Origin of the sequence: Novosphingobium resinovorum (assembly GCF_036352595.1) — a bacterium.
GTDB classification, from domain to species: domain Bacteria; phylum Pseudomonadota; class Alphaproteobacteria; order Sphingomonadales; family Sphingomonadaceae; genus Novosphingobium; species Novosphingobium resinovorum_B.
In genome coordinates this window covers 165,230-190,371 of the sequence record NZ_JAZFAX010000003.1, presented here as the reverse complement: position 1 = coordinate 190,371, position 25,142 = coordinate 165,230, and the positions used below count along the sequence as shown (strand labels likewise).

The 25,142-nt window shown below is 67.9% G+C and carries 22 protein-coding genes; 6 read left to right on the top strand and 16 right to left on the bottom strand.

The window, feature by feature from the left end; all coding sequences use genetic code 11:
- Positions 1-8 precede the first annotated feature (8 nt).
- Positions 9-3,503, top strand: coding sequence for an indolepyruvate ferredoxin oxidoreductase family protein (locus tag V2S85_RS05105; RefSeq protein ID WP_330701789.1), 3,495 nt, complete (start codon positions 9-11; stop codon positions 3,501-3,503).
- 308 nt (positions 3,504-3,811) lie between these two features.
- On the opposite strand, the gene V2S85_RS05100 is transcribed toward V2S85_RS05105, so the two are convergent.
- The 12 genes from V2S85_RS05100 to V2S85_RS05045 form a co-directional block, all read right to left on the bottom strand.
- A complete protein-coding gene (locus V2S85_RS05100; RefSeq protein WP_330701788.1) occupies positions 3,812-4,204 on the bottom strand; it encodes a hypothetical protein in 393 nt (130 codons plus the stop codon).
- A 6-nt stretch (positions 4,205-4,210) separates the two neighbouring features.
- A complete protein-coding gene (locus V2S85_RS05095) occupies positions 4,211-6,121 on the bottom strand; it encodes a hypothetical protein (protein ID WP_330701787.1) in 1,911 nt (636 codons plus the stop codon).
- 138 nt (positions 6,122-6,259) lie between these two features.
- Complete coding sequence (locus V2S85_RS05090) at positions 6,260-8,584, bottom strand: TonB-dependent receptor (RefSeq protein ID WP_330701786.1); 2,325 nt, start codon at positions 8,582-8,584, stop codon at positions 6,260-6,262.
- Positions 8,585-8,910: 326 nt separating this feature from the next.
- On the bottom strand, positions 8,911-10,485 hold the full coding sequence (locus V2S85_RS05085; protein WP_330701785.1) for a PepSY-associated TM helix domain-containing protein: 1,575 nt from the start codon (positions 10,483-10,485) through the stop codon (positions 8,911-8,913).
- Complete coding sequence (locus V2S85_RS05080; RefSeq protein ID WP_330701784.1) at positions 10,482-10,787, bottom strand: hypothetical protein; 306 nt, start codon at positions 10,785-10,787, stop codon at positions 10,482-10,484. The genes V2S85_RS05085 and V2S85_RS05080 overlap by 4 nt, the downstream gene beginning before the upstream one ends.
- On the bottom strand, positions 10,784-11,053 hold the full coding sequence (locus V2S85_RS05075) for a hypothetical protein (RefSeq protein ID WP_330701783.1): 270 nt from the start codon (positions 11,051-11,053) through the stop codon (positions 10,784-10,786). Before V2S85_RS05075 ends, V2S85_RS05080 begins: the two co-directional genes overlap by 4 nt.
- Before the next feature lie 58 nt (positions 11,054-11,111).
- Positions 11,112-13,331 carry a TonB-dependent siderophore receptor gene (locus tag V2S85_RS05070; protein WP_330701782.1) on the bottom strand — a complete coding sequence of 740 codons (2,220 nt, stop codon included), beginning with the start codon at positions 13,329-13,331 and terminating at the stop codon, positions 11,112-11,114.
- A 107-nt stretch (positions 13,332-13,438) separates the two neighbouring features.
- A complete protein-coding gene (locus V2S85_RS05065; RefSeq protein ID WP_330701781.1) occupies positions 13,439-13,810 on the bottom strand; it encodes a hypothetical protein in 372 nt (123 codons plus the stop codon).
- Positions 13,807-15,384 (bottom strand): PepSY-associated TM helix domain-containing protein, encoded by a 1,578-nt coding sequence (locus tag V2S85_RS05060; protein WP_330701780.1) that lies wholly within the window; start codon positions 15,382-15,384, stop codon positions 13,807-13,809. Before V2S85_RS05060 ends, V2S85_RS05065 begins: the two co-directional genes overlap by 4 nt.
- Positions 15,381-15,677 (bottom strand): hypothetical protein, encoded by a 297-nt coding sequence (locus V2S85_RS05055; RefSeq protein WP_330701779.1) that lies wholly within the window; start codon positions 15,675-15,677, stop codon positions 15,381-15,383. Before V2S85_RS05055 ends, V2S85_RS05060 begins: the two co-directional genes overlap by 4 nt.
- Complete coding sequence (locus tag V2S85_RS05050; protein ID WP_330701778.1) at positions 15,674-15,952, bottom strand: hypothetical protein; 279 nt, start codon at positions 15,950-15,952, stop codon at positions 15,674-15,676. Before V2S85_RS05050 ends, V2S85_RS05055 begins: the two co-directional genes overlap by 4 nt.
- Complete coding sequence (locus tag V2S85_RS05045) at positions 15,946-18,153, bottom strand: TonB-dependent siderophore receptor (RefSeq protein WP_330701777.1); 2,208 nt, start codon at positions 18,151-18,153, stop codon at positions 15,946-15,948. Before V2S85_RS05045 ends, V2S85_RS05050 begins: the two co-directional genes overlap by 7 nt.
- On the opposite strand from V2S85_RS05045, the gene V2S85_RS05040 reads away from it, so the two are divergent.
- Positions 18,152-18,280: a hypothetical protein gene (locus V2S85_RS05040; protein WP_330701776.1), complete on the top strand. Its 129-nt coding sequence runs from the start codon at positions 18,152-18,154 to the stop codon at positions 18,278-18,280. The genes V2S85_RS05045 and V2S85_RS05040 overlap by 2 nt on opposite strands.
- Before the next feature lie 80 nt (positions 18,281-18,360).
- On the opposite strand, the gene V2S85_RS05035 is transcribed toward V2S85_RS05040, so the two are convergent.
- The 3 genes from V2S85_RS05035 to V2S85_RS05025 form a co-directional block, all read right to left on the bottom strand.
- Complete coding sequence (locus V2S85_RS05035) at positions 18,361-19,341, bottom strand: AraC family transcriptional regulator (RefSeq protein WP_330701775.1); 981 nt, start codon at positions 19,339-19,341, stop codon at positions 18,361-18,363.
- A gap of 19 nt (positions 19,342-19,360) precedes the next feature.
- Positions 19,361-20,227 carry a siderophore-interacting protein gene (locus V2S85_RS05030; protein WP_330701774.1) on the bottom strand — a complete coding sequence of 289 codons (867 nt, stop codon included), beginning with the start codon at positions 20,225-20,227 and terminating at the stop codon, positions 19,361-19,363.
- A gap of 85 nt (positions 20,228-20,312) precedes the next feature.
- Entirely contained in the window at positions 20,313-21,188 is an 876-nt protein-coding gene (locus V2S85_RS05025; protein ID WP_330701773.1) for a helix-turn-helix domain-containing protein, read from the bottom strand.
- A 121-nt stretch (positions 21,189-21,309) separates the two neighbouring features.
- Here V2S85_RS05025 and pobA point away from each other — a divergent pair, with 121 nt between their 5' ends.
- Positions 21,310-22,479: a 4-hydroxybenzoate 3-monooxygenase gene (gene pobA, locus V2S85_RS05020; RefSeq protein WP_330701772.1), complete on the top strand. Its 1,170-nt coding sequence runs from the start codon at positions 21,310-21,312 to the stop codon at positions 22,477-22,479.
- 2 nt (positions 22,480-22,481) lie between these two features.
- On the opposite strand, the gene V2S85_RS05015 is transcribed toward pobA, so the two are convergent.
- Entirely contained in the window at positions 22,482-22,682 is a 201-nt protein-coding gene (locus V2S85_RS05015; protein WP_330701771.1) for a hypothetical protein, read from the bottom strand.
- Positions 22,683-23,156: 474 nt separating this feature from the next.
- Between V2S85_RS05015 and V2S85_RS05010 the strand changes: the two genes are divergently transcribed.
- The 3 genes from V2S85_RS05010 to V2S85_RS05000 all read left to right on the top strand — a co-directional run bounded on the left by V2S85_RS05010 (position 23,157) and on the right by V2S85_RS05000 (position 25,126).
- The gene (locus V2S85_RS05010) at positions 23,157-23,678 is read left to right on the top strand and encodes a spore coat U domain-containing protein (protein WP_330701770.1); all 522 of its coding nucleotides are present in this window, start codon (positions 23,157-23,159) and stop codon (positions 23,676-23,678) included.
- 67 nt (positions 23,679-23,745) lie between these two features.
- A complete protein-coding gene (locus tag V2S85_RS05005; RefSeq protein WP_330701769.1) occupies positions 23,746-24,249 on the top strand; it encodes a spore coat U domain-containing protein in 504 nt (167 codons plus the stop codon).
- Positions 24,250-24,274: 25 nt separating this feature from the next.
- On the top strand, positions 24,275-25,126 hold the full coding sequence (locus V2S85_RS05000) for a molecular chaperone (RefSeq protein ID WP_330701768.1): 852 nt from the start codon (positions 24,275-24,277) through the stop codon (positions 25,124-25,126).
- The last annotated feature ends 16 nt before the right edge of the window (positions 25,127-25,142 follow it).

Genomic DNA, 25,142 nt, shown 5'->3' with positions numbered 1-25,142 from the left:
AGGATGCGATGACCAACGAATTGCTGCCGATCAGCCTGAAGGAACGCTACACGCAGACGAGCGGGCGCACGTACCTCACGGGCATGCAAGCGATGCTGCGCGTGCTGATCGACCAGGCCCGCGCTGACCGCGCGGCGGGGCTGAACACGGCCGGGCTGGTGTCCGGCTACCCCGGCTCGCCGCTGGGCGGGGTCGACAGCGAGATGATGCGTAATGCGCCGCATTTCGAGGCCGAGAACGTGTTCCACCAGCTGGGGCTGAACGAGGAACTGGCCGCCACCGCGCTCTACGGCACGCAGATGGTGGGGGAACTTCCGAAGCCCAAGTTCGACGGCGTCTTCGGCCTGTGGTTCGGCAAGGCGCCGGGCGTCGACCGCGCGGCCGACGCCTTCCACCACGCCAACTTCCACGGCACCGCCGCCTATGGCGGGGTGCTGTGCGTGGCGGGCGACGATCCCCATGCGCGCTCCACCATCCTGCCGTCCGATTCCAACACCATCTTCAGCAGCTTCTACATGCCGGTGCTGGCGCCGGGGAACGTGCAGGAAGTGCTCGACTACGGCCGTCACGGCTATGCCCTGTCGCGCGCGGCGGGGCTGTGGGTGGGCTTCAAGCTGATCGCCGACGTCGCCGATTCCGCCGCGACCGCCGACCTCGGGCCGAACCGGGTGCAGCCCGTCATCCCCGCGATCGAATACGACGGCCGCCCCTACACCCCCCGCTTCCACGCGAACGAGGCGGGCCCGCCGATGATCGCGCGTGAGCGGGAGATCTATTACGGCCGCCTCGAAATCGCGCGCGCCTATGGCCGCCTCAACGGCCTCAACCGCGTGCTCGGCGCGGGCGAGCGGGCAAGGCAGGGCATCCTCGTCGGCGGCAAGAGCTACTACGACTTGCGCGAGGCGCTGCGCCTGCTCGGCATCGACGACGCCGAACTGGAGGCACGCGGCATCCGCATCCTCAAGATGGGCATGCTCTATCCCTTCGACCACGAGACGGCGGGCGAATTCGCGGCCGGGCTGGAAAGCGTCTTCGTGGTGGAGGACAAGCGCCCGTTCCTCGAACTCGCGCTCAAGGACATGCTCTACGGCAAGCCCGACGCGCCGGTCATCTGGGGCCGGGGCGATCCCGAAGGCCGCCTGCTGCTGACCGCCTGCGGCGAGCTTTCGGTGGAGATCATGGCAACCGCGCTGGCGACATGGCTGGGCATCGAGCGCACACCTGTTCCCGCAAACCCCGGCGCGGTGAACGCGCCGCTTTCCACCGCGCGCCAGCCCTATTTCTGTTCGGGCTGCCCGCACAACCGGTCGCTGCGCGTGCCGGAGGGGTCGGTCGTCGGCGCCGGGATCGGCTGCCACATCATGACCTTGTGGATGGGCCCGATCATGGGCGAAGTCACCGGCTACACGCAGATGGGCGGCGAAGGCGCGCAGTTCGTCGGCGCCCACCGCTTCACCGAAACCGAGCACTTCTTCCAGAACCTGGGCGACGGGACATATGCCCATTCGGGCAGCCTGGCGATCCGCTTCGCGGCAGCGGCTGGGATCAACATCACCTACAAGCTGCTCTACAATTCGGCCGTGGCGATGACCGGCGGGCAGGACGTGTTCGCGGGCAAGAGCGTGCCCGGCATCATCGACCAGCTGAAGGCCGAAGGCGTCCAGCGCATCGTCGTCACCACCGACGAGCCGGAGCGATACAAGGGGCTAGCCCTGCCCGCGCTCGCCTCGGTGCGCCACCGCGACGACCTGCTGGCGGTCGAAGGCGAACTGGCGGCGATCAAGGGCGTCACCGTGCTCATCAACGACCAGCAGTGCGCCGCCGAGAAACGCCGCCTGCGCAAGCGCGGCAACCTCGCGGTGAAGACCGACAAGGTCTACATCAACCCGCGCATCTGCGAAGGCTGCGGCGATTGCGGGGTCAAGTCCAACTGCCTCAGCGTCGAGCCGTTCGAGACCGAATTCGGCCGCAAGACGCGGATCAACCAGACTTCGTGCAATTCGGACTTCTCGTGCCTGCTGGGCGATTGCCCCTCGTTCATCACCGTCGACGGCGGGATGCAGGAAGCCAGGGTCGAGCCGGTGGGCGAGCCGCCCATCGCCCTCTCCGATCCCGGCGCAGTGCTGCCCGATCGCGGCTATGCGATGCTGATGGCGGGGATCGGCGGGACCGGCGTGGTGACGGTCAACCAGGTGCTGGGCATGGCCGCCGCGCTGGAGGGGCTGCACGTGCGCTCGATCGACCAGATCGGCTCCAGCCAGAAGGCCGGGCCGGTGGTGTCGATGCTGCATATCGACCGCGCGCCCGTCGCCGGGGCCGTGCGCATCGCCGACGGGCAGGCCGACGCCTACGTCGCCTTCGACCTGCTGACCGGCGCCGATCCGGTGCATCTGAAAGTGGCGCGGCCCGATCGCACGATCTTCGTGGGCAACTGCGATCCGGTGCCCACCGGCGGCACCGTCACCGATGTGCGCACGCCCTATCCCGAAAAGGAGATCCTGCTCTCGCGGATCGGCGCGCACATGCGCTCCACCGCGATTGCGGTCGACGGCCTGCGCGCGGCGCGGCTGCTGTTCGGCAACGAGGTGGCGGCGAACATGATGATGATCGGCGCGGCCTATCAGGCCGGCGCGCTGCCCATCTCCGCCGCCGCGCTGGAGCGGGCGATGACGCTGAACGGCGTTGCGGTGAAGACCAATATCGCCGCGTTCCGCTGGGGCCGCTTCGCCGTGCTCGACCGCGCCGCCTTCGACGCCGCCGTGGACGCGCGCGAGAATCCGCCCGTGCCCGCGCCGGTGATCGCCGACGATGCTGCCGCAAGGGTGCGGGCCCTCGTCCTGCCCGCCGCCGCGACCGAACGCCTGCAACTGCGCTTCGGCGAACTCGAAGCCTTCCAGAGCCGCGCTTATGCGGATGAGTGGCTGGGCTTCGTCGAGGAGATCGCCGGGGCCGCCATCGGCTCGCCGCACCGCGCGGCGCTGGTCGAGACGCTGGGCGTGAACCTGTACAAGCTGATGGCCTACAAGGACGAATACGAAGTCGCGCGCCTCTTCGTCGAGGCCTACGACCGCGATGTCGCCAGCGGCCGGATCGCACGCGGGCAGGCGTTCCAGTGGTGGCTGCACCCGACGTTCCTGCGCCGTCTGGGCGTGCGCAGGAAGGTGAAGATGGGCCGCTGGTTCGTACCCATGGCGCGGCTGCTGGCATGGGCCCGGCGCGTGCGCGGTGGTCCGCTCGACCTGTTCGGCATCGGCGTGGTCCGCGCGCAGGAAAAGGCACTGATCGGCGAATACCGCGCGATGATCCGCAGCATGCTGCCCCGGCTCGCCACGGAGCCGGAGACGGTACTAGCGCTGGCCGCCCTGCCCGACCTGATCCGGGGCTACGAGGACGTGAAGCTGGGCAACATCGCGGCCTATCGCGCGAAAATCGGCGAGTTGACGCAGCCGAAACCGGTGGTCGAGGCGCCGCCGACGCAGGCGCCGGTGCGGCAGGACGCCTGACCTTGCATCACTGGTTGTTCCAAGCTGCCTGCCCGAACCCGCTGAGCGGCAGGGCGCCAGCTTTCCGCTCAGCCAACACGATCTTCGCTGTTCGGGTTCGGGCCCGAAGCGGACGTTGGGCGAACCGCCTGGAAGAACGAAGAATGGTTCACGCGAAGGCGCGAAGGCGCAAAGGTGCCGCTTGGAGCCGCAGGCTCATTCCGTCGTCAGGCCGAGCGTAAACCGCTGCCTTGAAGCCAAATGCGGCTGCGCCGCAGGCGCTGATCCTCCGCGTCTCCTCGCCTTCGCGTGATTCCTCTTTATTCCGGTCACGACCGCGCGGCCACCCGCTCGCTGCGGATCACGCGGCCGCTCTCGTCGAGGACGATGCGCACGGCATAGCGCTCTCCCGGCGCGCCGCAGTCGGCGCTGTAGATCACGCGCTGGCCGCGCAAGGCCGCATAAGTCTGGTCGCCCAGCCGGTAGAGGTGAGTGCCGTGCTCGACATAAATCCAGCTGCCCGCCGCCAGCAGTTCCACCGCTACCAGCGTGCCGACCACCGCCCGCACCCTCGGCCGCGCCAGCCATGCGCGGGCGCGGCGCGGGAGGGTGTCGGGATCGTCGAACTCGCCCGGCCTCGCCACGCCGAAGAACACCGCCCAGCGCCGCAGCACCGCCATGATCTGCGCGATCAGGATCGCGGCGAGGATGCAGCAGGCCATCGCCCGTCAGGCCAGCGGAACCAGATGCAGTTCGCTGCGCATGTCGAGGTCGAACGCCAGCGCCGCCTTGCCGTCCGGCCCGGCCTGCAGTTCCTGCCCGGTCTGCACCACGCGGTAGCGCGTAGCCGGCACCAGCCGCGCGAAGCCGAGACTGACACGCGCCGGGCCTTCCCCTGCCCGCAGCACCAGCGACAAGTCGCGCCCGTCGCTGACCGCGCGGGTAACGATGGTTTCGGGATAGCGCGCCTCGGCCAGTAGCGGGCCGGTCTTCCACGCTTCCGGCAGGCCCTTGGTGACCATGTCGCGCACGGTATTGCGGCGGGTCCAGGTCAGCGCATCGGCCATGCCGGAGTTGTACTGCGCGTCGATGCTCTCGCGGGTGGCGGCGATGATCTCCTCGTCGCCCATCTCCAGCGCGGCCCACAGCACCATCGTCAGCGGGTTCAGTTCGGGCCACTGCGCGAACGAGAAGTTGGCGGGCTTGCGCGTGTCCCAGCCCAGCGGCAGCAGCTTGAAATCGAGCGTACCGTCAGGGCGGCGGGCGATGAAGTCCTGCTTGAGCACCTGCCACAGCCGCTCGGCCTGATCGGGCGCGTGGGGGGTGAGGAAGCGGATGCCCCAGGTCTCGCCGAACAGGCCCGAGAGGCTGGGCACGGTGAAGCCGAAGGGGGAGGAGGTGCAGACCTTCACCCGCCCGTCGGCCATCATCATTTCCTGCTCCATCGTCTGCTCGAAGCGGTCGCCGACCTTGCCGATCATGTCGGTGCCGTTGCGCGCATCGTGCAGCGCCAGCGCGGTGCGGCCGACGAGGTTGCACATCGAATAGATCCAGCGCGGCTCGCACGGGAACCAGCCGATGTCGTAGCGGCGGAAGTTCTTCACCACTTCGTCCATCAGCGTTTCGTGGCTGTAGGGGAACGCGGTCTTCTCGTCCCAGCGGAAGGTCAGCGCCTCCTTGCCCGCGAAGGGCGAGGTACCGCTGGCCGTCTCGAACAGGCCGAGCGAGACGCCCATGAAGCCCGACAGCATGATGTTGTCGGTGGCGACCGGGTTCTTCTCCAGCTTCAGGTTGCCCCACAGGCTTTCCCAGAACCAGTAGTTCCACGTCTTGCGGTCCACGTGCTTGCGGATCAGGTTTTCCTGCGCGGTGTTGAGGTAGCCATGGAACGCGGGCAACTGCGTGTACTGCCCGAAGGCGAGGTTCCACGACATCGTGCAGATCTGATAGCGCAGCGCGCCGTCCTGCCAGGTGTCGCCGGTCGAAAAGCCGGTCCAGCTGTCCACCGGCTGCAGCGCGAGGTCGAGCATGCGCCGATACTCGCCGATCTGGCCATCGGGCATCTCCGGCCCGGCCTCCACCGGCGCGTCGCGCAGGATCGGCTCGGCCCGGGCGATCACGCGGTTGAGTTCCTCCCCCCGCGCCTGCTGGCGGGCGAAGTGCGTGCGGCGCCTCAGCGCCATGACGCAGAACGCCGCCAGCACGCCCGCCGGCAGCGCATATTCGACGAAGGCGACGCCGCCTCTCCCCTCGATCCACGCGGCGGAGAGCAGCGCGGTGCCGATCAGCACGCCGGGCGGCGCGATGATCGGCCCGCGCGCCCACCAGATGAACAGGATCACCGCAAAGGCGGCGATCGAGGCCAGCGCGCCCAGCACGCCGACCACCCCGCCCGCATAGAGGAACCCGCCGCCGGGGAAGATCAGCCCCAATCCGAAGGCCTTCCACTGCGCGCTCATGCCCAGCACCACCGGCAGTACCGCCAGCGCGAAGACCACCGCAAGGCCAAGGTAGAAACGCCCTAGCCGCCGCGCCGTCAACGGGCCGTGCGCGCGATCACGCGGCGGGATCAGCGGGATCCGCGCCACGATGGGCGTCGACATCGCGACATGCGGCTGCTCGTAGGGCTGCGTGGCCATCGGTGCTCTCCATTGCGGCGCATCGTTCGATCCGGTTGCCGGATTTGCGACGAATCGCCTGTCGTTATCGTAATACGATCTTGCCTATCCAAAAAGACCCCGCGGCCCTGAAGCAAGGGCCGCGGGGCAACGGAGAGGTCAGTAGCGCCAGCCGAGCTGGATGCCGTACGTGCGCGGCATGCCGGTGAAGCGCGAGATCGAGGCGAGGTTGTCCTGGATGTTGGTCCAGTAGAACGTGTTGGTCACGTTGCGCACCCAGGCACCGATGCGGATCTTGTCGTCGTGCAGCTTCACACCTGCCCGCAGGTCGAGCAGCGCGTATTCCTTGATCTGGAAGCGGCTGTCCCGGTCGACGTACTGGGTGTTGCTGTTCGCCAGCGCGCTGCTGGTCTGGCTGTTGTAAGTGACCGAAGCGCCGATATAGGCATTGGCGCTGCCCACCGCCCAGTCGTACTGCGCATCGCCGATCGCGGTGATCGCCGGGGCGTAAGGGAACTTCTGACCCGCGAAATCGTGCAGTTCGCCCAGCGCGTCGTAGCCGGTGAACTCGGTGATCTTGGTGTCGATGTAGGTCATGCCGGCGGAGATGCGCAGGCCGTCGGTGGGGCGCACGTCGATCTGCGTCTCGAAGCCGTAGACGCGGCTCTTGGGGATCTGCACCAGCCCGTCGAGGGTGCCGAACACCGGATCGGGCTTGCGGCCGCGCAGCTGCTTGTCCTTGTAATCGTAGTAGAATGCAGCGGCGGAAATCTCGACCAGACCGTTGCCGAACGGGGCCTTCACACCCGCTTCATAGGCGGTGACGGACTCCTGCTTGACCGGGGTATAGCCGCTGTAGCTGGCGACGGAGGCGGTCGGGAAGCTGCCCGACTTGTAGCCCCGGCTGACACGGGCATAGAGCAGCATGTCGCTGTCGGTCTTGTAATTGACCCCGGCGTTCCACGAGATGTTGTCCTCGTTGAGCTGGTCGAAGTCGGCGGGATCGAAGATCACCGGGAACGTCGGCGTGAAGGTCAGGCAGCCGCCGGGCTGGACATTGGTGCCGAAGATCGCGTTCCACCATTCGGCGGTGCCGCCGCCAAAGTCGTTGGTGCAACCTTCGAAGCTGCGCTTGGTGTTGGTGTAGCGGGCGCCGCCGATCAGCGTCAGCTGCGGGGACAGTTCGAACTCCACGTTGCCGAAGGCGGCGTAGGACTTCACGTTCTGGCGCGAGTAGTTGAATGTCAGCTCGCCATGCGGCGCACCGGGGATCATGTAGAGCGGGTTGGCCGACGGGCCTTCGCTGAAGTTGTAGAACAGCCGGTCGAACGTGCGCGAACGGTTGTAATTGCCGCCGACGATGACGTTGAGCGCCCCATACTTCCCAGACAGGCGCAGTTCCTGCGCGAAGTCCTTGATGAAGCCGGTGGTGTTGGTGTCCACCGAGAACATCGTAGCGCCGTCGAAGTCCTGCACCGAATCCGTCTTGTAATCGGAATAGGCGGTCACCGAAGTCAGCGTCAGGTTCTCGTTCAGGTCGAGGTCGGCGCGGGCGCTGAGCTGCCAGAACCGGTCGTCACGCTTGGGACGGCGACCAAAGATGCCGTAGCCCCAGTCGGCCGCGCGGGCCTTGTCCGGCGCGCGCGGATAGTCGCGGAATGCCGCGGCCTGCGGGCTGCCGCAGGTGCCTGCGGTGGATTCCGCGCAAGTATCCTCGACCAACTGCGCGGCCTGGGTATCGCCCTTGTCGATCCAGCCATTGGCATTGAGCAGCAGGCGGAAGTTGCTGGTCGGCTCGATCGCCAGCTGGAAGCGGCCCTGCAGCTGACGCTTGCGGCCGAGGCTGTCGTCGCGGGTGTAGCTGTACTGCCAGTCGTCGCTGTGGACGCCGCGCACCGCGAGGCGCGCCTTGACGCCTTCGGTGATCGGGCCGCTGATGAAGGCGGTGGTGTCGATCTCGTTGAAGCGGCCGTAGCTGAGATCAAGACCGGCATCGAACACTTCGGTCGGCTTGTTGACCACGTAGTTGATCGCGCCGCCGGTGGTGTTCTGGCCGAACAGGGTGCCCTGCGGGCCTTTCAACACCTCGACGCGCTGGATGTCGAACGCGGCGCCGCGCGTGGTGGCGCTGAACGGCAACGCCACTTCGTCGGTATAGACCGCGACGGTCGGCGCAGCGGACAGCGTCGTCTCGTAGAAGCCGATGCCGCGCAGGGTATAGACCGGAGTATTGAACGGCGAGGGCTGGACCGTCAGGCCCGGCACGATCTTGCCGAGGTCGGTGGGCGAGCTGATCCCGCGCTCCATCAGCGCCTCGCCCGATTGCGCGGTGATGGAAAGCCCGACGTCGTTGATCGACTGCTCGCGCTTGTTGGCGGTCACGATGATCTCGTTCGCCGATGCGCTCGGAGTGTTTGTCGCATCCTGCGCCCATGCGGCGTTCGCGCTGGCCAGTCCCGTAAGCGACACCGCCCCCAGCAACATCCGCCCGAGCGCCTTGTGTTGGCACGCAATTCGATTGCCTATCGCCATCTCAGTTTCCTCCCTCCTTGGAGCCACGAGGCGCGGGAATTTGCTCCCCTTCCATCCTCCGTGGCGTGCAGGTATCGCCATCCTCCTATCATCTGTCAATATCGTTCTACGATTTTGAGGTATGATACCGATCGACTATCTGCGTGGCGGGAACGAGAATGGGTGGTTGGGAGGCTTCTGGAAAGCGGGCGGTGAAAACGCATGCGACCGCCCCGGACAGGCCGGGGCGGTCGATGTTCACGTGGTGGAGAGCCGGGCCGAAAGGCGCCGGAAGTGAATCAGGCTGGCTGCCTGCCTGCGCTCCAGACGCTGTCGGCAGGGCCCGTGGCGACCCGGCGGCGCGTCGAGTTCCAGGCGGCCATCAGTGCGATCGCGGCGGCTCCGGCGGCGATGTCCACGGCGGGAACCTGCAGCGGATGGACCGCCGCGAACACGATGCTCGACAGCGGAATGCAGGCCATGGCAAGCGCACTGGCGGGCAGCAGCTCCACGGCCCCGCGAGCGCTGCCCCGCACGAGCGCCCAGCCGGTGAAGCCCAGGAAGACAGCGTGATAGATCAGGCTGTGCATCGGCTCGGTGGCGCCCGTGCCCAGCAGCTTGGCGGCGGCGATGGTCACCGAGATGCCCGCGATGCATCCCAGCGGAACCCCGACCGTCAGCGCGCCCAGCACTTGCGTCGATCGGGTCTGGGTGACTGCGCCCGCCTTGCGCTCGCGCCGGCGGCGGCTTTCCACCCACAGCAGGTTGCCGGTGTAGAACAGGAACGCCCCTGCCAGGCCGAGCAGGAAGTAGGCCCAGCGCACACCGGTGCCGCCGAAGCTGCCGAAGTGCAGCGCGAAGAAGCTGGTGATCGCGGCGCCCCAGCCATCCTGCCTGCCGCCGAGGTAATCGGCGTTCTTCACAGCGCCGGTCGCGGGATCGAGGATCGCCAGCGTGTACGTCGGCCCGCGCAGCCCGTAGCGCGGATCCCGCCCCATCGCCCGCAACGTGAGCGCGCCGTCACGCCCCTTGCCGTAAGCCAGCGCCACCGGCGTGAAGCCCGGCACCTCGCGCGCGAGGCTGCGCACCACGCGCGCCGGAGCCAGAGGCTCCACCCGGTCGCCCGGCACGGGAGGCTTCGGCCCGGCCCCGGCGGGGCGTTCCTCGGCATGCGAGAAAGTCGCGCCCTGCGCATCGTAGAACTGGTCGTGAAAGGCGAAGACCACGGCGGTCAGCGCCATGACGATGTGAAACGGCAGGCTGAACACGCCGAGCAGGTTATGCACGTCCAGCCACATGCGCTTGACGTTCTTTCCGGCGCGCAGCGCGAAGAGATCCTTCACCAGGCTCGGCAACAGCACGATCAGGCCGGACACCAACGCGATCGCGTAGAGCAGCGCGATCGCGCCCATGATCGGCATGGCGACTTCGTGGTCGAGCATCAGCCCGACCTGCTGGTGCAGCACGTCGACGAACTGGGCGACCGGCGACGGGCCGTGTTCCTCGACCTGCAGCTTTCCGTCGGCACCGAGCGCGGCGTAATAGGTGCGGCGCGCGCCGTGCTCGTCGCCGCCGCGATCGCCGGCCTGCCAGCTTACCCGCGCCGGGTTTTCGCGGCCGATCTGCAGGTTGACCTGATAGCCCTTGGCCGCTTCCGGGTGCGCGGCCAGCACGGCGCGCACGAGTTCGGGCGTGCGCTCGACCGGCACCGGCGCCGCCAGCGCGCCGGGCGGCGAGGCCCAGCGCTGCAGCGGCTCCTCGAACATCGTGATCGCGCCGGCATAGAAGGCGACGAACAGCGCCAGGCCCGAAACGATGCCGACCCAGCCGTGGATGTCCTTGTACATCCGAACGATATCGGTGCGCACTTTCATGCGGACATGCCCTCCAGCATCCCCGTCGCGTAGAGCGCCGCCCAGACGGCGGCGCTGGCGAGCCCCAGCACGGCCCAGGCCCGCAAGCCCGAACGGAACAGGAAGCACAGGCTGAGCACGATGCACCAGACCGGCGACATCGACCACATCGCCAGCTGCCCCCGGGCCGAGAAGAACGTGTCGCTCACCCCGATCGCCCAGGCGAGCAGGCCGCTCAGGCCCAGCGCCAGCACGAAGCCGAGGACCAGCCCCGCGCTCGCCTTGCCCAGCCAGTCGCGGCTGGTCAGCCGCGGCGCGCTCACCGCCCCGCCTCGCCGCGCGCCCGCAGCCACAGGGCGAGGAGCGGGACGAGGCTCCATACCAGCGAGGCGAACGTCAGCGCGATGAACACCGCGGTCGCGGGGCCGGCCCATGCCAGCAGCACGCCCTGCCCCGCCAGCAGCACGGCGGCCCCACCCCGGCCGCAGGCGCGGCGGGGCAAGGGCGTGACCGACTGGTTCGGAGAAGACAGGTAGAGCAGGAGCGCCCCCGCCATCACCAGGCCGATGCCGATCCACAGCGAGGTCATCGCCGCAGCCCCGCCCCGATCACCGACATGGCCGCCGATATGGCCGGATCCGCCGCCATCACCAGCGCACGTCCAGGCGCGCGGTCACGCTGCGACCCTCGCCATAGTAGCAGGCGGAAGTGGCGGTGCAGGTCGCGACAAAGCGCTTGTTGGCGATGTTGCGGCCGTTGATCGACGCGGTCATGCCATTGCCGAAGTCATGCTTCACGAACAGGTCGAACAGCACATAGTCCGGAATCTTCAGGGTATTGAGGCCATCGCCATAGCTGACGCCGGTATAGCGCGCGCCGCCGCCGAAGGACGAGCCGTCGAGCGCGCCGCCCTCGAAGCGCTGGTTCAGGAACAGCGAGGCCATCCACTTGGGCGCCTGCGGCAGCCAGTTGCCCTCGGGCAGCGAGCTGGTGTTGGTCGCCCCCGCAGTGGTCTGCACGATGGAGCCCTTCGTCACCTTGGCGTTGCTGCGGGTCGCGGTGGCGATGACCGCCAGGTTCCACGGCAGGGTCGCCTTGCCCTCGAACTCGACGCCGCGCACGCGCCCCTCGCCGACCTGCACGAGACATGTCGTCGTGCCGCAAAGGATGCCGTCGGGGCTCGGCGTGGTCATGTTCTGCTGGGTGATCTGGTACGCCCCCAGCGTCAGGTAGATCGCCTTGCCGACCTGGTAGCGGATGCCGGCTTCGTACTGCTGGCCGGTCGTCGGCTTGAACGGTTCGCCGGTCATGTTGGTCGACGGGTCGGTGACTTGCGGCAGGAACGATTCGGCATAGCTGAAGTAGGGCGCCAGGCCGTTGTCGAAGGTGTAGACCGCACCGGCGCGCCAGGTGAACTTGTTCGACTTGGTATCGAAGCGCGTATCGGAAATCAGATTGGTGGTGTGGTCCTCGGCCCAGTCGTGCCGTCCGCCGACGGTGACGTGAAGGTTGCCCCAGGTCATCTGGTCCTGGAAATAGAGGCCGTACTGGTTGCTGGTGGTCGCGGTGTAGACCTGCGGGCTCATGTTCACGGCAAAGCCGCTCGACCCGCGCGACTGCGGATCGAACATGTCGAGCAGCGGCAGCACCAGCGAGGAACTGACGAGATCGCGGTAGTGCTTCCAGTCGGTATGGAAGTAATCGAAGCCGCCCAGCACGATATGCTCCACCGCGCCGGTATCGAAGCGGCCTTCGAGCTGGGTATCGGTCGCGATGCCGTCGCTGCTGCCCACGCCCTGCACCGCCCGGCGGCCGATGGTCTGCCCGGCGATGCACCCGGCGATGGTGCTCGGGCAAGTGGTATAGGTGTTCCCGCTCAGGACGACGACGCGGTAGAGCGTCTCCAGCCGGGTGTAGCGCGTGTTGTTGCGCAGCGTGACGTGATCGCCGAACCGGTGCTCGAAGAAGCTGGCGGCCAGATACTCGTTGCGATTGAAGGTGTTCCAGTCCGGCTCGCCGAGATTTGCGTCGTTGGCGATGTACTGCCCGTTCGACTTGTAGAGCGTGCCGGTCGCCGGCAGGAACTGGAACGTCGCGCCGCCCTCGTCGCGCTGGTACTGGCCCAGCAGGGTCCAGGTGGTGTTCTCGTCCGGCTTCCAGGTCAGGCTCGGCGAGAGGTACTGGCGGCCGTTCTGCACCCCGTCAACCTGCGTGTCGCCATAGCGCGCAAGGCCCACCACGCGCGCCGACAGCGTGCCGGAAATCGGCCCGGAAACGTCGGCCGCCGCCTGGTAGTTCCAGTTGTCGAGATCGGTGGTGCCGATCCCCTGCAGCATGAACTCCGCCTGGAACGTGTCGGTGGGCCGCTTGGTGACGATGTTGACGACGCCGCCGGGCGCGGTCTGTCCGTAGAGCGCGCCCGAGGGGCCTTTCAGCACCTCGATCTGCTGCAGCGCGAAGGTATCGAACGCCGGGCGCGTCCACTGGCCGCCGGACGGCAGGCGCAGCCCGTCGACGAAGTTGTTGTTCGAGGAAAAGCCGCCCGCACCGAAGCCGCGCACAGCGACTTCATCGACACGGCTGTCCATTCCGAACGAGGCCGCCTGCACGCCCGCGGTATAGCTCAGGGCATCGGCGATCGTCGGCGAGGCGCGCAGGTCCATCTCCTCGCGGCTGACGATGGAGATGCTCTGCGGCGATTCGATGATCGGCGTGCCGGTCTTGGTGCTGGAAGTGGCCGAGGATTCGCCGGTCGCGGTGACGATGATCTCGCGGTCGGCGGGAGCCGCGTCCGGTGCCGCCTGCGCCAGAGCGCTGCCGGCGTGAAAAACCATGACGACGGCCAAAGCCGTGGAAGTCGTGCGCATTATGCCCTCATTTCATGTGCGTCGCGCGGTTCCGCTAGTGCGAATAACACGCATTAGCAACCCTTGTAACACATGAATCCGCCGCTAGCCGGACGGGGGGCGCGCTTTCAGGACGCCGCCTGGCGCACCCTGTGGGCATAGAGGGTCAGCGGATAGAGCCTGAGGCCCATTCCCGTGAGGCGTTCGGCGCACGCGGCGATCACGGCCGCCAGCGGGCCTTCGCGGACCTCCTGGCACCCGGGCGCGACGAGCCTCTGCGACACCGCCAGCCCGGCCAGCAGCATCAACTCGCCGTCGCTGAGGTAGCCCGCCTCGGCGGGAAGGACGACATGGCCTTCCCGCCGCGCGGCTTCGCGAAGAGCCGCGAAATCCTGCGCCACCCGGCGGTCGAGTGACGGATAATCCCCGCCGCGCAGGATCCGCAGCACCTGCCGCTCCACGCGCGGACGGCGGCGCAGCGTGTTCGTGCCTACGGTCACGATGCCAGGGGCCGGGCCGCCCACACGCTGTCCCGCGTGCCCGCCCCGGCTCGGCGCCATGCGGATCTGGCGATGGCCAGCAAGGCGATCGCCATGACCGCCGCCGCCGCGTCCACCAGCAGCAGTTCGCCGGCGTCGTACCAGCCCCTGCCCCGCAGCAGGCTTGCAGCGGGAACCGTCAGCATCGCGGCGGCAGCCAGCACCGTCAGTTCGCTGCCCGCCCGGCCCGCGCCGCGCACCAGCGCCCAGAGCGTGCAGCCCAGGAACACACCGTAGTAGACCGCGCTGTGCAGGCCGTAGCTTGCCGAGGGACCGGCGAGCTTGGCCGCCGCCAGCGTCACGGCGGTCCCCGCGACGCAGCCGGTCGGCACCCCCACCGTCAGGGCGCCGAGCACGCGGGTCGCGCGGGTCTGCGTGACCGCACCGGCCTTGCGCTCGCGCTTGCGGCGGCTTTCCACCCACAGCAGGTTGCCGGTGTAGAACAGGAACGCGCCTGCCAGCCCCATCAGGAAGTAGGTCCAGCGGATCGGATAGCCGCCGAAACTGCCGAAGTGCAGCGTGAACAGGCCCGTCGTGGTCGCCGCCCAGCCGTCCTGCATGCCCGGCATGTAGTTGCGATCGACGATCTCGGCGGTATCCGGATCGAGACCCGCGATGCCGTACGTCGGCCCGCGCTGGCCGTAGCGCGGATCGGTGCCCTGCACGCGCAAGGCGGGCAGGATGCCGCCGCCCTGTCCGTAGACGATCTGGTGCGGCGTGAAGCCGGGGGCCTGTTCCTGCAGGCGCTGGACGATCCGTAGCGGCGTGATCGTGGGCGTGCCGTCGATCGACGCCTCCGCGCGCATCATCGGCCGCGCACGGCTCGCCGCGTCGGAGAAGGCCAGCCGCTGCGCGCCGTAGAACTCGTCGTGAAAGGCGAAGACAACGGCGGTGAGCGCGATGATGATGTGGAACGGCAGGCTCATCAGCCCGAGCAGGTTGTGCAGGTCCAGCCACATGCGCTTGACGTTGCGGCCGATGCGCAGCGCGAACAGGTCGCTCACCAGGCTGGGCAGCAGCACCGCGACCCCTGAAATCATCGCGATCACGTAGAGCAGCGAGACGCCGCCCATGATCGGCATCGCCAGCCAGTGCGGGAACGGCAGGCCCACCTGCTGGTGCAGCACGTCGATGAAGTTGGCGACCTCGGAGCGCTGCTGCTTCTCCACCTGCAGCGATCCGTCAGGCGCAAGCGAGGCGAAGTACGTCGCGCCGCCGCCGTGTTCGCCGCGCTTGCCGCCCGGCGCGCGCCAGCTGACACGCCCCGGATGCGCGGCGTCGATGACGAGGTTGACCTCGTAGCCGCGCGCGGCCTGCGGATAAGCGGCCTTCACCTTGGCGACGAGTTCGGGGGTGCGCTCCAGCGACGGCGCCGGCGCCAGTGTCGAGGGCGGCGAGGCCCAGCGCTGCAGCGGTTCCTCGAACATCGTCAGGGCGCCGGCATAGAAGGCGATGAACAGCGCAAGGCCGGCGACGATGCCGACCCAGCCGTGGATCTCCTTGTACATCCGGACAAGATCGGTGGGCAGTTTCATGATGTGTGCAGTCCCCCCAGGGCCACCAGCGGCACCCAGGTCACGAGATTGGCGAGCGCCAGCCACAGCCAGGCGCGCAAGGTTGTGCGAAACAGGAAGACGAAGCCCAGCACCAGCGGCCAGGTCAGCGCCATGATCCACATGCCCAGCTGCCCCTGCGCGGAGAAGTAGGCATCGCCATAGCCGGTCCACAGCCGGAACAGCCCGGAGAGCGCCAGCGCGAAAGTGAAGCCGAGCACGAAACCGGCACTGGTCTTGCCCAGCCAGTCGCGGCTCGAAAGCGGACGGGTCATCGGGCGTCTCCCTCCTCGCGGCGCCACCAGGCGATGGCGACGGGCACGATCGACCATGTCGTCATCAGCAGCGTGGCGAGGATGAACAGCGCGGTCGCCGGTCCCGCCCAGCTCAGCAGCAGGACGAGGGCGATGACCAGCAGCGCCGCTCCGCCCCACCCGAAGGCGGCGGCGCCGAGGGGCAGAGCCCCCCAGCGCTGGTGCGGCGCGGCAAGGTAGAGCGTGATCGCGGCAAGCACCGCGAGCACGCCGCCCGCGACGGGAACGATCACCACCGGAACTGCAGCCGCGCCGTCAGCGTACGCCCTTCGCCGTAGTAGCAGGCCGAAAGCGCGATGCAGGTCGCGACGTAGCGCTTGTTGGCGACGTTGCGCGCGTTGAGCGAGAACGAGGCGCCATCGAGCGTCGGGCTCAGCTTGCCGAGGTCCAGCCTCGCGAACACGTCGAACAGCATATAGTCCGGGATCGCGAGGTTGGGGGCATTGGTGTTCTCGCCAAAGCTCTTGCCGGTATAGCGCGCGCCGCCGCCGAAGCTGAGGCCGTTCTCCAGCTTCTGGCTGACCAGCGCGGAGGCCATCCAGTCCGGCACCGCCGCCAGCTTCTTGCCCAGTTGCCCCGCCGTTCGGGTCTCGGTGATCTCGCTGTCGCTGCGGGTCACGCTGCCGACCACTGCCATGCCCCAGGGGAGCGAGGCCTTGGCCTCGAACTCGACACCGCGGATGCGCACTTCGCCGGTCTGGACGAGGCAGCTCGCGTCGTCGCAGGCGTGGCCGGGATAGGCCGCCAGTTCGTCGGTGCTGGCCGAAGTGGTGATGTTCTGCTGGGTGATCTGGTAGGCGCCCAGCGTCAGGTAGATGCCCTTATGCTGGTAGCGCAGGCCGGCTTCGAACTGCTGCCCGGTGGTCGGCTTGAACACCGCGCCGGTCAGGTTGGTCGCCGGATCGCTGACCTGCGGCTGGAAGCTCTCGGCATAGCTGAAGTACGGCGCCAGCCCGTTGTCGAACAGGTAGACCGCACCGGCGCGCCAGGTGAAGGCGTTGCTCTTCGAGACGAAGCCGGTGGCGGTGCGCGGATTGTACTGGTCGTCCTTGTACCAGTCCTGCCGGCCGCTCACCGTCACGCGCAGGCGATCGAGGCTGATCTGGTCCTGCAGGTAGACGCCCGCCTGCGTGCTCACCGTCTCCACGAAGGTTTGCGGCACCAGGCTTGCGGCGATCGTCGAGGCACCGCGCGGCTGCGGGTCGAAGATGTCGAGCAGCGGCAGCGTGGCGGCGTAGTAGCGGTAATGCTCCCACTTGGTGTGGAAGTAATCGAAGCCAGCGAGCATGGTGTGCTTCACCGGCCCGGTGGCGAAGTGCGCCTCGACCTGGGTATCGGTGGAGATGCCGTCGCTCTTGCCGTTGCCCTGCACGGCGCGGCGCTGGATCGTCTGGCCGGCGATGCAGCCCGCGATCGCGGCGGTGCAGGTGGTGACGGTGTCCCCGGTCAGCACCACCACCTTGTAGAGGCTGTCGAGATGGGTGTAGCGCGTGTTGTTGCGTACCGTGATCGCATCGCCGAACTTGTGCTCGAAGAAGCTGGCGGCAAGGTACTGGTTGCGGTCGTACGTGTTCCAGTCCGGCTCGCCGAGGTTGTCGCCCAGCTTGATGTACTGGCCGTTGCTCCTGCGCAGCGCGCCGGTCGCCGGCAAGTACTGGAAGGTCGCGCCGCCCTCGTCGCGCTGGTACTGGCCGAGCAGGGTCCAGGTGGTGTTCTCGTCCGGCCGCCAGGTCAGGCTGGGCGAGATGTAATAGCGGCTGTTCCGCACGTCATCGACTTGCGTATCGCCATAGCGCGCCAGACCGACCACCCGCGCCGAGAGCGTCGAGGTCACCGGCCCGCCGACGTCCACCGCGGCTTGCGTGTTCCACTTGCCGAGGTCGGTCATGCCGACCGCCTGCAGCATCATCTCGGCATGGAACTGCTCGGTCGGCCGCTTGGTGACGATGTTGACCATGCCGCCCGGCGCGCTCTGGCCGTAGAGCGTGCCAGAGGGGCCCTTGAGCACCTCGACCTGCTGGATCGCGAAGGTATCGAACGAGGTGCGCGTCCACTGCCCGCCGGTGGGCAGGCGGATGCCGTCGACGAAGTTGTTGTTCGACGAGAACCCGCCGGCCGCGAAGCCGCGCACGGTCACCTCGTCGACGCGGCTGTCGAGGCCCGAGGGCGCCGCCTGCACGCCCGCCGTATAGGCCAGCGCGTCCGAGATCGTCGGCGAGGCCCGCAAGTCCATCTCCTCGCGGCTGACGACCGAGATCGACTGCGGCGATTCGATGATCGGCGTGCTGGTCTTGGTGGTCGAGGTCGCCGAGGACTGGCCGGTCGCGGTCACCACGATGACGCGGTCGGAAGTCTCGGCCTCGTCAGCCGCCTGAGCGTGCGCGATACCGGACGTCCCCGCAAGCAGGGCTGCGGAGAGCAAGCAGATTCTGGTCATGAATTCCCTGTTCGTGCCGTATCTCGAGCAAGGATCGGGTCGCACGCGCAGTCCCCTGCGGCCGGTGGACCGCTATATCGGTCCGCCGATTTTGCCCTCGCTCGAAGAGATGATCGTGTCGCCGTAAATGCGACCGGCTCTCATTAGGAGCGTGCCCGGCCCGCTCCAATCGCGATTACTGTCGCGCGCGGCACGAAGACTGTCGCGTCAGGCAGCCCGGCTGCCCCGCATGGGCGGACTGCCGAAAGTACGGCGATAGGCCGCCGTGAAGGCGGACGGGCTGGCAAAGCCGACCTTGTAGCCGGCCTCGGCGGCGCCCAAGCCCTGTTCCTCGATCATCACCCGCGCCATCGCCATGCGCCGGTCGCGCACGTAACCGAAGACGGTGGTGCCGAACGCCTCGCGAAAACCGGCCTGCAGCGCATTGCGGTTGAGGCCGACCTGCCGCGCCAGTTCGATCGTGCCGGGCGGCGCCAGCAGCGCGGCGTCGAGAATATCGCGCGCCGCCATCACCGCGTCGCGGCTGCGCGGCCTGCGACCTTCGGCGCCTTCCCGGTCCTGCGCGAACAGCCGCAGCGACTGCAGCATCAGTTGCACCGTCATGGATTCGCGGAACAGCCGGCCGAGTGATCCGTGATAGCGCTCCTCGGCCAGCATCGCGGCCATGCGGGTCATCGTCTCGGTGCGCGGCAGGTGATAGCTGCGGAACCCCGGCGCCATCAGATAGTCCAGCGCCTCCAGGTCCATGGCCGACAGCGCATCGGCATTGGCATCGAGGAACGGCGAGCGCACGCCCAGCTCCACCCGCCGGCACCCCTGCCCCGGCGCCAGCACGCGCGAGCAGAGCCGCTGCTCGCCCAGGGCGACGATGTGCGCGCGCTCCAGCCGGCTCGACACCGGCGCGGCCCCTTCGGGCGCGAAGCTGCCGTTGTCGCCTTCGAGCAGAAGTGTGATCATCACCGAACGCTCGACCGGCTGCGAGATCGCCGCACCCGTCGGGCAGACGAGTTCGCAGGCCGAGACGAACAGGTGTTCGCTGACGTCCTCGACCCAGAACCAGCCTTCGAAGGCGCCGGTCATCTGCTGGCGCTGCTTCTGCATCGGTTCAGCCGCCGCCAGCGCCTGATGGACCGCCGCGCGGACGAGTTCGTCGGCGACGAAGGCACCGTCCACGAAATGCGTATCCATCGGCTCCATCCTGCGCAGTTCAGATCTCGACGGCGAGATCGTCGTAATCGGCCAGCGTTCCGCCACGGGCCAGGACGCCCTCGTAATCCGCCTTGCGCCTTTCGTCGATCTGCGTGTTGCTCAGGCCGCGCCCCCAATAGCCGGTGATCGCCAGATCCTGGCGCGCCACGCCGAGCGCCGCGAAGTGCTGCCGGATCGCGCGCATCTCGCGCCGCTCGCCGGCGGCCCAGACGACGCGGTCGGCAGCGTCCGCCAGATCGCGCGCACGGGCCAGCAGGATCTGCGCGGTATCGTCCGGCTGCAGGTGCTCCAGGTCGAGACCGGCGATCCGGGGCAGTTCGGCAAAGGCGGCGACATCGCGCGTCACCACCCAGCCCTTGCCGGTCACGCCCTGCGGCCAGCGCATCAGCAGCGAATAGAGCGCCGGGATGCCCGTCTCGTCGAGGAACAGCGCCACCTTTCGCCCGGCGGTCTCGGGAATGCCCATGTGCGGACGCGGGCCGGTCAGGCCGAAGACATCGCCGATCCGCAAGGCCGCGCACCACTGCATCATCGGGCTGGAACCTTCATGAAGCACTACGTCGAACCGGAACCCGCCCGCGCCATCGGTGTCGCGCACGGTGTAGATGCGCGAGACTTCCTCTCCCCCGGCATTCAGGTGAAGCCGGAACGCGACGTTCGCGGCGGACCAGGCGGGATCTTCGGCCGAGGCCTGCAACCGCGCGCCGATGCGCAGGATCGAGACACCCGATTGCTCGATCGATTCGACCACGGCGCGGACATCGTGCAGGCCGGCGTCATGGTCTTCACCGCGCAGCGCCGTGGCCGGGCGCGAGGCGATGCCGGATTCGGAGAGGGCGCCAGTCTCGGAGAGGTTGCCAGTCATCGTATGCTTTCCTGCAGGGGGAAGGGACAGGAGGCCAGCAAGAGCCTCGCCCTGCAGTTATATGCAACTAATAATCAATATCAATTTATGATTGGCGGGCGCCGACCTCGACTTTCCCCCGCGACTTCTCCTCGCGGGGGCGGTGCCCGGTCAGCCGCTGGTAGAAGCGCGAGAAATAGGAACTGTCGGAAAAACCCAGGTCCGCCGCCACCTGCACGATGCTCGCATTGGTGAAGCAGAGCAGCCGCTGCGCTTCCAGCACCACGCGGGCATGGATCAGTTCGACCGGCGTGCAATCGAGCTTGCGCCGGCAGATCCGGGTCAGAGTCTTGGTCGTCATGCCCAGCCTGCCAGCATACCACGCAAGCTCGTGCCGCTCGCGCAGATGCAGTTCGATCAGGCGGCGGAATGCGGCGAGGTGCCTTTCGTCCTCGCCGCCCGCCTCGTCCGACCCGGATGACGGCAGCGATCGCACCAGGGCCTCGGCAAGCGCCAGGAACAGCGGCTGCGGCAGGTGCCAGTCGGCCTGGACGGCCAGCAGTTCGCGGCACAGCCAGTCCACCCTTTCCCGGTTCGCCGCCGGAACTTCCCCGCAGCCGCCTCCCGTCAGCAGGCCCAGCAGTGGATCGCCGGGATGCGCCGCGCGCGAGGCGAAGCCGGCGGCCAGGGTCAGGACATAGCCGGAGGTTCCCGGCGTGAACCGGAAGCCGTGCACGCTGCCGATCGGCACGACCATGTAGCACGGCGCGTCCAGCAGGCGCGTCACACCGTCGCAGCGGAACTCGACCTGTCCGTTCATCACCAGCAATGCCTGGACGTTACGTTCGTGGCGATGGGGTGAAATCTCCCAGTCATACAAGGCGCTGCGCACCGCGATCGTTTCGATATGCGCCAGATCCGGCGGGCTTTCCCGCGAATTCTCACCATAGAGCACGAAGCTCGGGATAATGCTGGAGAGCATGCCGGTGTCCTGAAAGTACCTGAAGATTGACTCGCCCGTCTCTGTCCCCCGGCGGCCGTCGCTGTCAATCCATGGCCATGCCAACGCGCCGGTTCAGAGCGCGTCGCTCGTGGAGACTTTCATGAAAACCCAAGTTGCCATCATCGGAGCAGGACCGGCCGGGCTGCTGCTCGCGCATTGCCTCAAGGCCGAAGGGATCGACTGCGTCGTCCTGGAACGCCAGACCGCCCCCTATGTCCTGTCGCGCATCCGCGCCGGCGTGCTGGAGGAGGTGACGGTCGGCCTGATGGAGCGGCTCGGCCTCGATGCCCGCATGAAGGCCGAAGGACTGCCGCACGACGGCTTCAACCTCGCGGACGGCGAGCGCCTGATCCGCATCGACATCAAGGCCCTGACCGGCAGGCAGGTCATGGTCTACGGCCAGACCCAGCTGACCCGCGACCTGATGGAAGCCGCCGGACCGCGCGGGCTCGAGGTCGTCTACGCGGCCGCCGACGTCGCCCTGCACGATATCGAGAGCGACGCCCCCTGGGTCAGCTATACCAGCGGCGGCATCCGGCAGCGCCTCGACGCCCGTTTCATCATCGGCTGCGACGGGTTCCACGGCCCCTCGCGCAAGGCGATCCCGGCATCGGTGGCCCGTTCGTTCGAGCGCGTCTATCCGTTCGGCTGGCTCGGCATCCTGGCCGACGTCCCGCCCTGCAACCACGAACTGATCTACGCCAACCACGACCGCGGCTTCGCCCTCGCCTCGCAGCGCAGCGCCGCCCGCAGCCGCTATTACATCGACGTGCCCGTGACCGAGAAGGTGGAGGACTGGAGCGACGAACGCATCTGGGACGAGTTGAGCGTGCGGCTGGGACCGGAAGCGGCATCACACATCACGCGCGGCCCCTCGATCGAGAAGTCGATCGCGCCGCTGCGCTCCTTCGTGTTCGAGCCGATGCGCCACGGCAGCCTGCTGCTGTGCGGCGACGCGGCGCATATCGTGCCGCCGACCGGCGCCAAGGGCCTGAACCTGGCGGCGAGCGACGTGCACTACGCCGCCGGGGCCCTGCTCGCCTTCTTCCGCCGGAACGATGCCGACGCGATTCCCGGATACTCCGAAAAGGCCCTCGCCCGCGTGTGGAAGGCGGAGCGCTTCAGCTGGTCGCTGACCAGGCTGATGCACCGCTTCCCCGAAGACGGCGCGTTCGAGCGGCGCATGCAGATCGCCGAACTGGACTACATCGCCTCGAGCGAAGCGGCCCAGCGCGCGATCGCGGAAAACTACGTCGGGCTGCCCGTCTGATTTCAGCCCTTGGGCGTGACCCATACCTCGACCGGCGCGATGAACTTGCCGGGCGCCGGCTTGCCGACGTTCACCCGGTCGGCGGTGACCTGCTCGCCATTGGCGAGATGCAGGGTGACCCAGGGCTTCGGCATGCGCTGGAAGGTCATCTTCTGGATGGGCTGACCGGTGCTCGAATTCATGATGGTGGCGATGATACTCATCCGCCCGCCCTTAATCGCAAGGCCGCCCGCGGGTCGATCCCGCTGACGGCCTGCCGCCGGCCTCGACCGTGGATAACCCAATGGACGATCTGCAGCCGGTCCATCGGCGCCGGACCGGGCCAGACACGATCAATGAAAACATTCGATCAGGTTGCTTTATCAACGCATTACATTCATTTTGATTTAACATATCGCATTGCTAAATATAAAAAATTGACCACAGTTAAGTAAATTAACTATGATCCGCTGAATATTACATCCTGTTCAAGGATATCCACCCACTCCCTCACGGAACTATCGGCGTAAGGTTCCATTGTCGGTCGTACAGCGCATGCAGGCCGGTCCGATCTTCTCTTCGCCGGCGAACCGGCACAGGGCCGACACACCGCAACGCGCTCACGCTGCCAGTCCGCGAGCCTGATGGCCCGCCATTTCGAGGGAGGTGCGAAAATGGTCAGAAAGATATGTCTCGCTGTGTCCGGACTGTCGGCCGCGTTGCTGGTTGCTCCTGCCGCGCAAGCGGACATCGCCGGAACCGTCGATGCGACGATCACGCTGGGCGCCGGGTGCATCATCAACGGGCAGAGCTACGATGACGGCGCCGCCAACGTCGATTTCGGCGATCTCAGCTTCGGCGTGCAGAACACGCTGTTCACCCAGGCCGACGGCCAGATCCTGAACGGTGCCGCCGGCTTCACCGTCCAGTGCAGCAACGGGGTGACCCCCACCGTCACCTTCCAGGCCGGGCAGAACGATGGCTCGGGCTCGGGCGCCGGGTTGCACGCGATGGCGCACCAGGGCGTCGCCGGGCAGTTCGTGACCTACAATCTCTACTCCGATGCGGGGCGTACCGCGATCATCCCGCTTGGCGGCAGTGTCAGCCTGCTGGCGAACGGAGCGCCGCAGACCGTCAACGTCTATGGCCGTGCCTTCGGCGAGGCCGGACTGACCGCCGGTGTCTATGCCGACGTGCTGACCGTCGTGCTCGAGCTATGAGGACCGCCCGGCACACACCGTGACAGCGGCGATCCGGCGACGGGGTCTTTGCGCCCTGCTCTGGCCAATGCTCTGGCCTTTGGCGCACGTCACGCCCGCACGGGCGGATACCACGGCCCAGTTCGACGTGACGGCGACGGTGACGCCGGGATGCCTCGTCGACGGACTTGGCGCCAGCGGTAATGCAGGGAGGATCGGGGTGCTCGACTTCGGCGTCGATTCGACGTTCTCGGTCGCCACCCGCACCGCCACGACGACGACCGGGCAGGCGATCCGCCTGCGCTGCACGCCCGGCGTCGGGCTGACGATGAGCATCGACGGGGGCGGCCACGCGGCGGCAGGCGGGCGCAACCTGCAGCGCGGTGCGACCGCCACCGCGCGCATCCCCTACCGCTTATGCCGCGACGCCGCCTGCACCCTGCCGATCGCCATCGGCACGGCGGTCCCGGTCACGGTGACGAGCGCCACGAGCGAGGACGTGCGGTTGCCGGTCTACGGTTCGCTGACCCTGCCCGGCACCCTGCCGCCCGGCACTTACACCGATACCCTGACGATAACGCTGACATGGTGAAATCCATGCGACCGGGAGGACACCGATGAGGACCGCCAGTTTCGCCGTTCTAGCAGCCGCAGCGGCCGCCTTGTGCATCTGTCCGGCGTGCCTCGGCCCGGCAATCGCCCAATCGCCGGCGGCAGGCGGGGCATCCGGGGCGTCGGGGCCCGGCTCGCTCCTGATCTGGCCGATCAACCCGGTGATCGAGGGCGACGCGCAGGCCGCCGCGCTCTGGCTGGAGAATCCCGGACGGGCGCCGATCACGCTGCAGGTGCGGGTCTATGCCTGGGCGCAGCAGGACGGGCGCAACGTCTATGCCGCGCAGAACGACATCCTGGGGACGCCGCCGATCCTGAGCGTCGAGCCCGGCCAGCGGCAACTGGTGCGCCTGACCCGGCTGGTGCCCCCGCCCGGGGTACCCGAAAAGCCCTATCGCATCGTCGTCGACCAGATCCCCACCGCGCCCGATGTCGCCGCCGGAGCCCCGCAACAGGCCAGCGGCGCCGCGATCGCATTCCGCATGCGCTATTCGCTGCCGCTGTTCTCCTATGCGGCGGATACCGGCCACGCCGCCAAGGGCCGCGACAAGGCCGCCACGCCTCCGCCCCCGTCCCATCTGGGCTGGCGCACCGGATCGGACGACAAGGGCCGCTTCCTGGAGATCCGCAACGACGGCCCCGGCCATGCCCGGCTGACCGACGTGGCCTTCAGTGGCAAGCCCGGTTCCAGAGCGGGGGGAAAAGGGAGCGCCAAAGTGGCCGACGGCCTGTTCGGCTACGTACTGCCCGGCGCGACGATGCGCTGGCCCCTGCCGGCGGGGACCGAGCCCACCGGCGATCTCGTCGCCAGCCTCAACGGCGATCCCGGCGCCCGCATCGAGCGGCTGCCGGAATGACCCGGAGTGCGCCCGC